The organism is Flavobacterium ovatum, from assembly GCF_040703125.1.
Classification (GTDB): domain Bacteria; phylum Bacteroidota; class Bacteroidia; order Flavobacteriales; family Flavobacteriaceae; genus Flavobacterium; species Flavobacterium ovatum.
The window spans coordinates 669,731-681,920 of sequence record NZ_CP160035.1 but is presented as its reverse complement, the minus strand read 5'-3'; the positions used below and the strand labels follow the sequence as shown (position 1 = coordinate 681,920).

Annotated in this window: 10 protein-coding genes; 5 read left to right on the top strand and 5 right to left on the bottom strand. The window is 34.8% G+C overall.

Annotated elements, in window-relative coordinates:
- Positions 1-101 precede the first annotated feature (101 nt).
- From ABZP37_RS03020 to ABZP37_RS03010, 3 genes are all read left to right on the top strand, one after another.
- Entirely contained in the window at positions 102-998 is an 897-nt protein-coding gene (locus tag ABZP37_RS03020) for an LD-carboxypeptidase (protein WP_366185518.1), read from the top strand.
- A gap of 67 nt (positions 999-1,065) precedes the next feature.
- On the top strand, positions 1,066-1,425 hold the full coding sequence (locus ABZP37_RS03015; RefSeq protein WP_366185516.1) for a YraN family protein: 360 nt from the start codon (positions 1,066-1,068) through the stop codon (positions 1,423-1,425).
- 119 nt (positions 1,426-1,544) lie between these two features.
- The gene (locus ABZP37_RS03010) at positions 1,545-2,201 is read left to right on the top strand and encodes an aspartate kinase (RefSeq protein ID WP_366185514.1); all 657 of its coding nucleotides are present in this window, start codon (positions 1,545-1,547) and stop codon (positions 2,199-2,201) included.
- Between the two features lie 82 nt (positions 2,202-2,283).
- Here ABZP37_RS03010 and ABZP37_RS03005 read toward each other — a convergent pair whose 3' ends face one another.
- From ABZP37_RS03005 to ABZP37_RS02995, 3 genes are read right to left on the bottom strand one after another with little or no spacing between them, the layout of a single operon-like run.
- Positions 2,284-3,240 (bottom strand): transglutaminase family protein, encoded by a 957-nt coding sequence (locus ABZP37_RS03005; protein ID WP_366185512.1) that lies wholly within the window; start codon positions 3,238-3,240, stop codon positions 2,284-2,286.
- 5 nt (positions 3,241-3,245) lie between these two features.
- Entirely contained in the window at positions 3,246-4,199 is a 954-nt protein-coding gene (locus ABZP37_RS03000; RefSeq protein WP_366185510.1) for an alpha-E domain-containing protein, read from the bottom strand.
- Positions 4,200-4,236: 37 nt separating this feature from the next.
- Positions 4,237-5,673: a circularly permuted type 2 ATP-grasp protein gene (locus ABZP37_RS02995; protein ID WP_366185508.1), complete on the bottom strand. Its 1,437-nt coding sequence runs from the start codon at positions 5,671-5,673 to the stop codon at positions 4,237-4,239.
- A gap of 346 nt (positions 5,674-6,019) precedes the next feature.
- On the opposite strand from ABZP37_RS02995, the gene ABZP37_RS02990 reads away from it, so the two are divergent.
- Positions 6,020-7,567: an aldehyde dehydrogenase (NADP(+)) gene (locus ABZP37_RS02990; protein ID WP_366185506.1), complete on the top strand. Its 1,548-nt coding sequence runs from the start codon at positions 6,020-6,022 to the stop codon at positions 7,565-7,567.
- An 87-nt stretch (positions 7,568-7,654) separates the two neighbouring features.
- Here the strand turns inward: ABZP37_RS02990 and ABZP37_RS02985 are convergent, their stop codons facing one another.
- The gene (locus ABZP37_RS02985; protein WP_366185504.1) at positions 7,655-8,368 is read right to left on the bottom strand and encodes a ribonuclease activity regulator RraA; all 714 of its coding nucleotides are present in this window, start codon (positions 8,366-8,368) and stop codon (positions 7,655-7,657) included.
- A gap of 185 nt (positions 8,369-8,553) precedes the next feature.
- On the opposite strand from ABZP37_RS02985, the gene ABZP37_RS02980 reads away from it, so the two are divergent.
- Complete coding sequence (locus tag ABZP37_RS02980; RefSeq protein WP_366185502.1) at positions 8,554-10,860, top strand: chondroitinase-B domain-containing protein; 2,307 nt, start codon at positions 8,554-8,556, stop codon at positions 10,858-10,860.
- Positions 10,861-11,025: 165 nt separating this feature from the next.
- Here the strand turns inward: ABZP37_RS02980 and ABZP37_RS02975 are convergent, their stop codons facing one another.
- The gene (locus ABZP37_RS02975; RefSeq protein ID WP_366185501.1) at positions 11,026-12,057 is read right to left on the bottom strand and encodes a LacI family DNA-binding transcriptional regulator; all 1,032 of its coding nucleotides are present in this window, start codon (positions 12,055-12,057) and stop codon (positions 11,026-11,028) included.
- Positions 12,058-12,190 lie beyond the last annotated feature (133 nt).

Below are 12,190 nucleotides of genomic sequence, written 5' to 3'. Positions count from 1 at the left end.
TTATTCCTATTTTTTATCCTACGAAAGCCTTAATGGAAAGGTGCAATTTTGTACTTTTATTTTTTATGATAACTATTTTTAATTGCCAATCTCAAAATACTATGATTACACCTGCTTACTTGCAAAAAGGGGATACGGTTGCTATTGTTTCCACAGCCCGAAAAAACAATGTTGATAATTTGAAACCTTCGATTGATTTATTACACAGTTGGGGACTTGAAGTTAGTATAGGAAAAACAATTGGACTCGAAGAAAACCAGTTAGCAGGGAGTGATGAAGAGCGTGCCGCCGATTTTCAAACTCAAATGGATAATCCTAATATCAAGGCTATTTGGTGTGTTCGTGGCGGATATGGCACAGTTCGAATCATTGATTTGTTGGATTTCACAAAGTTTAAAGAAAGTCCAAAATGGATTGTAGGTTTTAGTGATGTCACCGTTTTACACAATCATTTGAATACCATGGGCTATAAATCGATTCATGGTATAATGCCAATTACTGTCCCTAGAGCTACTAAGGAAGCTGTAGAAAGCATGCGAATATCATTGTTTGGGGAACAATTGAGTTATGATATTCCATCCGATCCTATGAATCGCTGTGGAGTAGCAACTGGAGAGCTCGTAGGGGGAAATTTATCTATCTTATATAGTTTGTTTGGTTCTCAATCATCTATTGATTGTAGCGACAAAATTCTTTTTATTGAAGATTTAGACGAGTATTTGTATCATGTGGATCGAATGATGATGAATCTAAGACGTAATGGTTGTCTCGAAAGTATCAAAGGGATTCTGGTAGGTGCTATGAGTACTATGAAAGATAACGATATTCCTTGGGGTAAAAATGCGTTGCAGATTATTGATGATGTAACCAAGAAATATAACATTCCAATTATTTTTAATTTTCCTGCTGGACACATACGAGACAATCGAGCTTTAATTTTAGGTAATGTGGTTACAATTGATGTAAATTCGACTAAATCGACCGTAGTTTTTGAGTAATTTGTGCAATTAAAACATACTTAGTTTCTCTACTTATTTTTTTGAAAAATACTAATATAATTGAAATATGGCTGCACACAATGAATTAGGGAAATTAGGCGAAGAAATGGCTGCAAATTTTCTAAAAGAAAACGGATATGCTATTTTAGACACCAATTGGCGTTTTCAAAAGGCCGAAATCGATATAGTTTGTAGGATTAACGACATACTGGTTGTTGTTGAAGTAAAGACTCGTTCATCAATAGAAATTGGTTTACCAATTGATGCGGTTACTTCAAAGAAAATCCGACTACTTACAAGGGCTATAGACGAATACGTATGCGCAAAAAACCTAGATGTTGATGTTCGTTTTGATGTGATTTCTATCCATAAAGAATATAATTCCTTTGTAATAGAACACCTTACAGACGCTTTTTATCATTTTTAATTCAAATATCTTCATGTTATATTTGTAACAAATTGTTTTTTATATATCTTTGCACCAGTTTTTAAAACAGACCGCAGAAAAACAACTATAAAAACTAAGTATAAATACCTATATCGATTATGAAAACTGTATCGTCAATTGTAGAGAATTACATTAAGACAAAGCCATTTTTATTGAACGCTTTATCTCTAGGGATTATTAATTTGACATCACTGTCTAGAAATATCATGTCAGAACTAGAAAGTGAATTTGGAAAAGAAGTGAAACAAGGAGCTGTGGTGATGTCTCTAAAGCGATTAACAGAGGAGTTAGACTTTAGACTCAACCATAAAATTAATAAGGTAATCAAGAATATTGGTGAGATTACGGTACGTTCTGCTTTGACGGATTATGCCTTTGCAGTTTCTGAAACCGTTTTGAATAAACAAGCGGAATTAATTTCAGACATCAATGCTTTTCCAGATGTGTTTTATACTTCTTCTCGCGGGGTTAATGAAATCAATATTGTGGTTAGTAACAGTGTGAATTCACTAGTAGATAAACACTTTGTAAACGAAAAATTACTTCAAAAAATCGACAATTTAGCATCAATTACAGTTAAATTGCCAAAAGAAAATATCGTGATTCCAGGGATTTATTATTTCATTTTCCAACGTTTGGCTTGGGAAGGAATTATTATCAATGAGGTTATATCAACATCCAATGAATTTACAATTTTAGTGAGCGAAGAACAAGTTGATGTTGCTTTCAAAGTAATCAAAGATTTGAAAAACTAAAAAACAGACTTTATAAAAAACAAAAAAGGCTATCTGAGAATAATCCCAGGTAGCCTTTTTTGTTTTTTTAATATGTAGATTGTTATTGTTGTTGTATGTGTTGCTGGCGAGTTTGTTCAATATAATCTAATTGCGCCTTCACATCGTCTGGTATTTCCTCTTGTTGCACGTCGTTGAATTCTTCAAAATGCCTTCCATCTTCATATCCAATGGACACAAAAACAGATAACGATTGTATGGCTAGTCCTTTAAAAGTTCCCTTTACGGGTGTACAGTCATTAAAATTTAAACCGACCGACAGTTTGACGTGATTGTCCATGGTCCAAATGTTGTTGGTAGGGTCAATGCCTAGCCAGCCTTGCGAAGGGGAGAAAACTTCTACCCAAGCATGAGTTGCTCCTTCTCCTCTTAATCCAGCTTTGTTAGGGCAAATATAACCACTTACATAACGAGCAGGAATTCCTCTTGTTCTCAATAGTTGTAGTAATACATGTGCAAAATCTTGGCAAACACCTTCTCTTGTTTCTAGAATTTCATCTACTGTAGTATTGATGGTAGTTATCCCTTTGGTATAGGTAAAGCGATTGTAAATATAGGCGCTACATTCTTGCGCTAATGTAACAATGGATTTATTTTCAATGCCAATTTCGTTAAGAATTTCGTCAATTATATTTTGTTTTGAAATGACTTCAGGATAAGAACAGCGGAGAAGTGCGATACTTTTTTGCTTTTCTTTTTGCAAATCTTGTATAGTATCATTGTCAATCTCAGGAATTTTTAACGAGTGGTTGACGCGTACCAGCATACGGCTTTCAATGACCATTTCAGAATGGCTTTCAAGCGTGCTAAAATTACCGACTTTATTCCCGAAACTATCTGTAGAGACAGCCACTTCTGGGTTGTTAGTAATCAAAAGCTGAAATTGCAATACATCTTGGTTGACAAAATTATGAGGATATAGACGTATTTCGTTAATACTCTCTTTGATAGGCCAATTGTATTGATATTTTGTGATGTGTACGATTTTGAATACTGCCATTTTTTTTAAGTATAAGAAAAGAATAGTTTAGAAAAATCAGCTGAAAAGTTATATAATTGAGTCTTTGTATCCTCTAGTATATGTTCTAATTGTTCATCTGTTAAATTATGGTAATCCGTAAACTCTACCGCACTCTTTAATCTTCCAAAATGATTTCGCATTGTTCTAGCTTCGCTCAAATGATTGTCCTTGAATAAATTATTCAAACTGGTTTCAATCAATCCCAAAGTATAGATAACTGAATGCGCAAAATCTTTATTGAAAATTACTTGTTGCACTACTTTACGGTTATGGGGAATATTGCTATAGCTCTTCATGTACAATTCATAACCAGATAGTGATAACAAAAGCTTTCTCCAGTACAATAAATTTTCTTCCCCTTCTAAGTTATAATCAATAGGTTTGTAAAAGGCCTGAGTGAAAGTAATGGTTTGCAAACAGCGTTCGATATTTTTTCCGATGATAGAAAAACTCCAACCAATACCACGTGGCATAGTCACGTGAAATATCCCGTTATATAATAAAAAATCTTTATTTATTTTAGATAATATTGCACTTGCTTCGGCCGTTTTTAGTCGGTTAGGCAGCTCTGGGTCATTCATAAAATGGTACATCGAGTTGATGTGTTCCCATAATTCTTTGGTAATCTTATCTTGAGCACCTCTGGCATTTTCGCGAGCCTTTGTAATCAGGCACTTGACAGAGTTGTTGTTTTTTGCATCACAAATAATGTAATTTAAAACAAAGTTAGTATCGTATTGTACCTTGTTTATTTCTTCAGTAGTTAATGCGGTATAATATTCTAGTAGCGGTTTATAGCCTTGATAGTCATTAGTTTCTTGGTCGAAAGATAAAATGTATTGAGTGTTTAAGGTAAGTAACATTCCATGAGTCCTTTCCATATATCTATTAAGCCAATAGATTCCATCCGCCACGCGGCTAAGCATATTTACTTCCATATAATGTTGTTTAAAATTGTGTAATAGATTCAATTAATTATTTCATAATCCAAGTGTCCTTGCTGCCCCCTCCTTGTGAAGAGTTGACTACTAATGAGCCTTCAGTCAAGGCAACACGAGTAAGTCCACCGGGTACAATTTCCACTCCTTTGGGACCACATAAAGCATAGGGTCTTAAATCTACATGACGTAATTTTAATTCACCATCAATAAAACAAGGTACAGTACTTAATTGGATTATAGGTTGGGCAATAAAGTTTCTAGGATCGGCAACAATAGCAATTTTTGCGGCTTCTAGTTCTTCTTGGGTAGCTTTATTTCCCATAATCATTCCGTAACCTCCACTTTGATTGGTTTCTTTAATGACCATGTTTTCCATGTTAGCAAAAACGTGTTCCCGTTCGTCTTTGTTTTCCATTTGATAAGTAGGTACATTTTTAAGAATAGGTTCTTCATTCAGGTAATATTTTATCATGTCAGGAACATAAACATAAACCGCTTTATCATCTGCTACTCCGTTTCCTACTGCGTTTACTAGTGCTACATTTCCTAATTTATAGGCACTTATAAGACCTGGAACCCCCAGAGTACTGTCTGGTTTGAATACTAATGGATCTAGGTATTCGTCATCAATTCTTCTATAGATTACATCCACTTGTTGTAAACCTGAAGTAGTCTTCATGTAGACTTTATTATTGTTTACAATTAAATCTCGACCTTCGACTAATGGAATCCCCATTTGACGTGCCAAAAAGGTATGTTCATAATAAGCGGAATTGTAAACTCCTGGGGTAAGTAAAACTACATTTGGGTTCGAAATTGCTCTAGGAGAGAGTGAAATCAAGATATTGTGAAATATCATTGGATAGTTCACTACCATACTCACGTTGTTGCTCTTGAACATTTCAGGGAATACGCGTTTCGTGATTTCTCGATTTTCAAGCATATAACTCACACCACTAGGGCAACGCAAATTGTCTTCCAGAACATAAAATTCCCCGTCGGCACCGCGTATCAAATCAATTCCAGCAATGTGGACATGTATATCATGGGGTAGTTTAATTCCGTGTACTTCTTGTAAATAATGTGGACAAGAAGCAATCAAAGCAGCAGGAACAATTCCGTCTTTGATAATATTTTGGTTGTTGTAAATATCTTCTAGAAATAAATTTAACGCTTTTAATCGTTGCGCAATACCTGTTTCTACTTCTAGCCAATCTGCCTGAGTTATGATTCTCGGAATAATGTCAAACGGGAAAATACGTTCGATCCCTTCGTTATTGTCACTATAAACCGTAAAAGTAATTCCTTGGTTCATAAAAATATCTGAGGCCTGCTTTTGTTTTTGAGTAAGTTGTGCAAGGTTTAAACTCTCTAAGGTTTCAAGTACTTGACGATAAGGTTCCCTCACTCCAGCCTTAGAAAACATCTCATCCCATCCTTTTGGGTTTAAATTAGGTGTTAATTTTATCATTCCCGGTATTATTAAAAGTTTAATAAATAGTTATTTTTGATTATAAAAACGCAGTCAATGGACTAATTTACTTATTTTTTTATTCTGACAGGGTATTTTCGGTGGTCATTTATCAATCAAATCTTAAGAAATATGTTTTTGCTTGTTAATTCACTTATTTTTGAAGAATACAATTTTTCTCTACCATTTTTTTACGGTATTAGTAGTCCTTGTTTTTTTGATTCAAAACCAAGTTAATTTTTAAATTGGTTGACCAGTTTATGGAAACACCATTATTTTTGGGTATCTTTGCCTACTCTAATTATTATAAAATGATTAGTTTTTTAAAGAATTAAATAATATCACTATGAGTACAAATCCAGAATTTTTTGCGTTTAATCCTGCTACAGAAGAACCTTTAGAAGGGAATTTTTTGAATACAACCCTCTTAGAATTGGATGTAGTTGTAAAGCAAGCCGTTACTGATTTTGATGTATATCGTAAAAAAGATAAAAATGCTATTGCTGATTTTTTAGATCAAATAGGTAAAGAAATTGTAAACCTTGGGGATGCTTTATTAGAAAGATGTCATCTTGAAACAGCTTTGCCAATGACAAGGTTACAAGGAGAGCGTGGTCGTACCGTTGGACAATTACAATTATTTGCTTCATTCGTACGAGAAGGCTCTTGGATAGAAGCTAAAATTGACCAAGCACAACCAGATAGAGCACCATTGCCTAAATCTGATATTCGCCAGATGTTATTGCCTTTGGGACCAGTAGCTGTTTTTGGTGCTAGTAATTTTCCTTTGGCTTTTTCTGTGGCTGGAGGAGATACTGTTTCGGCTTTAGCTGCGGGTTGTCCCGTAGTTTTTAAAGGACATCCAGCACATCCAGGAACTTCTGCTTTAGTGGCTTCTGCATTTGAAAAAGCAATCGCTGTTTGTGGAATGCCAAAAGGGACTTTCACCTTAGTACAAGGAAATACAAATGAATTAGGTGCAGCCTTGGTGAGTCATCCTTCTATAAAAGCAGTAGGCTTTACTGGTTCATTTGGTGGAGGAAAAGCTTTATTTGATTTGGCAAATGCCAGACCAGAACCTATTCCAGTCTTTGCCGAAATGGGAAGTACCAATCCAGTTTTTATTTTACCTGAAATTTTAAAAGAGAAAGCGACCGCTATAGCTTCTGGAATGGCAGTTTCAATAGCACAGGGAGTTGGGCAATTTTGTACCAATCCAGGATTAGCGTTTATTCAAAAGTCTGCTAGTGCGGATGAGTTCTACAATCAGTTAATTCAAAATATTAGTGAAACTCCTGCAGGAACGATGTTGACCGCGGGAATAGGTAAAACCTACCAAAAGAACATTGAGAATACATTAGCACTTGAAAACGTTATTGAATTGGCTCATGGTAAAGGTGCTAGTGCTGCAAATGCCGGAGTAGCTACTGTTTTCAAAACAGCCATTGCTACTTATTTCAAAACGCCATCATTGGCAGAAGAGAATTTTGGTCCATCGCAAGTTTTAGTCGAAGCAACAACCAAAGAGGAAATTCTAAAAGCGGCTCGGAATTTAGAAGGACATTTAACAGCTACGGTTCATGGAACTCTAATGGATTTAGAAAATTATAAAGAACTCCTAGAGATTTTGGAATTAAAAGTAGGTCGAATTTTAATCAACGGATATCCAACAGGAGTTGAGGTTTGTCATGCCATGGTACATGGCGGTCCATATCCAGCGACAACCGCACCGCAATCTACATCGGTTGGGACACAAGCTATAAAACGTTTTGTACGTCCGGTTTGTTTCCAAGATTATCCTGCGTTTTTATTGCCGAATGCTTTGAAAAATGAAAATCCTGATCAAATTATGAGATTTGTTGATGGAGCCTTTTCAAATGAAGGAATTGGGTAATTAAGAAAAATCACGATTATATATTTTATTGCCACCGATTAGAATGATTAAACGGAATAGATCTGTAATAACCATTTTAATCGGTGGCTATTTTTCCTTTTTCCATTCATCATAATCAACTAATGTTTTCTCATGCGTTGGAGGATATAGTCCTATAATAGGTCTGCCCTCTGCTACTTTTTCTAAAACGAAATTTTCAAACAAAGTCATTTCGACACATTCATCAGCCACTTCATCAACAATATGAGCTGGAATAACCATCACACCATCATCATCACCTACAAGCACATCGCCCGGAAAAACGGCAACATCGCCACAAGCAATGGGGATATTAATATCCAATGCTTCGTGTAAAGTTAAATTAGTAGGTGCCGAAGGTCGATTGTGATAAGCCGAAAAAGGTAATTTGGCAATAGATGCCGAATCTCTATAGCCGCCATCAGTCACAATTCCTGCAGCACCGCGCATCATTAATCGAGTGACCAAAATATCTCCTGCAGATGCAGCGCGAGCATCTTTGCGGCTATCAATCACTAGGACACTTCCTTCAGGACAAGTTTCAACGGCAACTCTTTGAGGATGATCGGCATTTCTAAAAACTGTGATCGTATTGCGGTCTTCTCTTGCGGGAATGTATCGCAAAGTAAAAGCTTCACCCACCATAGTAGGTTTGCCTAATTGTAAAGGTCTTACATCTTGAATAAACTGATTTTTAAATCCTTTTTTATACAAACAAGTCGCAAGAGTAGGTGTGCTTACTGTTTTTAATTTTGCTCTAGTAGCTGATGATAGTTTTGTCATTTTTTATTTTTTTAAAAGAAATGCTATTGAAATCAATAAATTATGTCTATATTTGGAAACCCAAACTGGTAAACCAATTTAAGTTGTGTAAAGATAAGTAATTTAAGGGTACTATTTTAACAGTAGTTAAAAAACAATATTTCTCTTTAAAATTAAGTAATTAAAATAAAAAAGTCAATAGCGTTATGAAGAAGGTAATTTTCTTAGGAGTAATTTTTTTATTGTTTTCGTTTTGTCCAACCGATGCCGGTAAGAGTACTAAAGTTGCGAATCAACAAGAGTTAAAAGCGGCGATTAAAGAAGCAAAAGCTGGAGACGAGATTGTGCTGACAAATGGAGTTTGGAAAGATATTCAGATTCAATTTACAGGAAAAGGAACTCAAAATGCACCGATTGTTTTGAGAGCAGAAACCTCTGGAAAGGTTTTTATCGAAGGAGTTTCTGATTTGAAAATAGGAGGAACCTACCTTGAGGTAAGCGGATTGTATTTTAGAAATGGATACACACCATCAAGTACTATAATTGATTTTCATATTGATAAAAAAAATATAGCCAACCATTGTAAAGTAACTCAATGTGTAATAGAAGATTTTACACAGTTAAACCGTGTGAATGATGATCACTGGATCGAATTTTGGGGAAGAAACAATCAATTGGATCATAATTACATTACTGGTAAATCCAATCAAGGACCAACTATTATGGTGGTATTGAAAGGAAACGAACATATAAATAACTACCACCAAATTACGAACAATCATTTTGGGCCAAGACCAAGAAAAGGTGGGCCACACGGTGAAACCATTCAAATAGGAGATAGTGGAACTTCGATGGCTCCGTCATTCACTATAGTTTCTCATAATTTATTCGAAAGATGTGACGGAGAAGTTGAAATCATTTCGAACAAATCAAATTATAATGAATACCGAAATAATATTTTCTACAAATCTGAAGGTTCATTGGTGTTGCGTCACGGAAATTACTGTACCATTGATGGGAATATATTTATAGGAGATGAAAAGTCTGATTTCATGGGAGGTGTTCGCGTTGTAAATACGGGTCATTGGATTACTAATAATTATTTTTACAAAATAAAAGGAGAAGAATTTCGTAGTGCATTGGCTGTTATGAATGGCGTTCCAAAATCACCACTAAACCGTTACAATCAAGTAACCGATGCGGTAATAGCCTATAATACTTTTGTAGATTGTATTACACCCTGGCAGTTTAGTGTTGGTGCCAATATGGATAAAAAGGATGTGCTTCCTGCTTCAGAAATTCGTTCGGCTAGACCAGACAGAATTGTAGTAGCAAACAATGTTATTTACAATCAAACACCCAATGATTTTCCGGTAAAAGCATACGACAAAGTAGATGGTGTTTTGTTTAAAAATAACATTCTAAACAGTCCTAATAATAGTGATGTAAAAGACAAAGGAATCCAAACAGAGAATTTTTCGGTAACTAAGATATCCGATTGGTTGTATGTTCCAACAGCCAATAATATTGACGCTTACCAAGGTTTTGATTTTGAAAACATCAAAAAAGATATTTTTGGAAAGGACAGAACAGTTTCAAATGCGATTGGAGCTCTAGTGTTACCAGTAGATAATAGCAAAGGAACGATTGCTGCAAAAGACTACGGAACCAATTGGTTTTCGACAGAGAAAAAAGCAGAGGCTTCAAAAACGATAAAAGTTGGGACTGCTAAAGAATTAGTGTCTGCGTTGGAAGCTGCTGCGGCTGGAACTATTATCGAATTGAAAAAAGGAGTTTATACGCTTAATGAATCTTTAGTTATTAATAAGGCAATAACCATTAAGGCCAAAGATAAAAAGAGCAAAGCAACGCTTTTGTATTTAGGAGCCGCCAAAAGTCCTGTTTTTTTGATGGAGCCAAAAGGAAACTTGGTGGTGGAGAATTTGATTATGAAAGGGAATAAAGAGCAATATGCTTTTGCAACTTTAGAAAAAAACATGAAAAGCGCTTATAACCTTTGGGCAAATAATATTGAAGTTAGTGATTTTGATACGGTCTTGAATGCGTATAAAGATGCTTTTGCAGATACCATTTCGATTGATAATTCGGTTTTTAAAAACTGTAAAAGAGGAATTCGTTTAGCTGACGAAGATGAAGATTTGGGAGAGTACAATGCTGAGTTTGTGTATATCAAAAATTCAAAATTTGACGCCATACAATCAAGTGTTTTGGATTACTACCGTGGTGGTTATGACGAATCTACAATTGGAGGAAATTTAGTTTTTCAAAATAATACAGTTATCAATTCTGGTAAAGAAGAAGCTAGCGGAATTTTGGTTAAAACTAGAGGAATTGTAAATGTAGTTTTGGCAAATAACAATTTTACCAATAATCCAATTGCAGCAATTGCAGTATTATGGGGAGAAAAAGGACAAGCTCCAAAAGACAATATCATTAAAAATTCTGGAGAGATTAAGATTGAAGAAAATCTTAAGCAAAAAATGATGTACTAGTAGAAGGAATTAATTGGTTTTTTTAATATTTTTTTTTTTTTTTGGTTACAAAGGGAAATTCTGGTGGTTCGGAGTTTCCCTTTGTTTTTTATAATAGGTTTGTATTTTGGCACGAAGGCTGTAAGGCTCAAAGGTTTTGAAAATCGGTAACGTTGTAATGATAATTTATTTTTTCAAAGGATTAAATGATGATTTTCTAACAATTAGATTGGTTTTTATTTCGATGGTTTTATGGTGTACTGTTTCATCTGAATTTATTTCTTCGATTAAATACTTAACAGCTACCTCTCCAATTCGGTTACCAGGCTGATCAATGCTCGACATCTTGGGTTGTATAATTGTACAGAAAGTCGAATTACTAAAGCCTACAACTGCAACTTCTTTGGGAATTTTGATTTTATTTTTTTTAAGTTCTTTTATTGCTCCAATTCCAGCTTCGTCAATAATAGTGAAAATCGCATCGGGTCTATTTTGTAAGCTCAATAATATTTTGGTTTGACGTTGCCCTTCTTCGATAGACAAATCTTCAGAGCTCATAATAAGACTTTCATCAACTTCTAGGTTGTGTTTGCGCAAGGCCTTTAAGTAACCTTGATACCGTCTTTCAGACACATTGGAACTGTCTGTCTCTTTGATGATAGCAATTCTTTTTTTGCCTGTATTGATCAAATGCTCTACTGCTTGGAAAGCGGCTTCTTCATCATCAATGATAATTTGTGTACAGGGTACTTTATTCGAAATTCGGTCAAATAATATAAGCGGAATATGCTTCATCATTTCGAGAATCTCATCTACATTTTTGGTTTTTTTGGTTAAGGACAATAAAACACCATCAACTCCAAACTGAATCATCGTTTCTAATAATTCGGATTGTTTTGCATCACTATTAAATGATTCACAAATAATAACCTTATATCCGTTGAGTTCTGATGCCGAAATAATACCTCTAAGTAAGGTCGATGTAAAACGGTGTTCTATATTCGGGATAATAACCCCAATAATGTTGGTTTTGTGAGAACGAAATCCTTTGGCAAAGAGATTGGGAACGTACTTCACTTTGCTAGCATAAGCTTTAACGCGCTCTTTTGTTTCGTCGCTGATATCAGAATGGTCGTTCAAAGCTCTGGAAACTGTTGAAATATATAATTCTAAATCCTGAGCCAGTTTTTTTAGGGTTATGATATTTTTTTTACTCATATTTTGCTATATTCTTGGTAAAGTTATAAAAATAATTTACTGTCGCAAACGTTCCCGCAAACGTTCCCGTTAATATTTCGTTAATTTTTGGTATCAAATGATTGTGTTCCATTATAAATTAGCTGAAACAAAT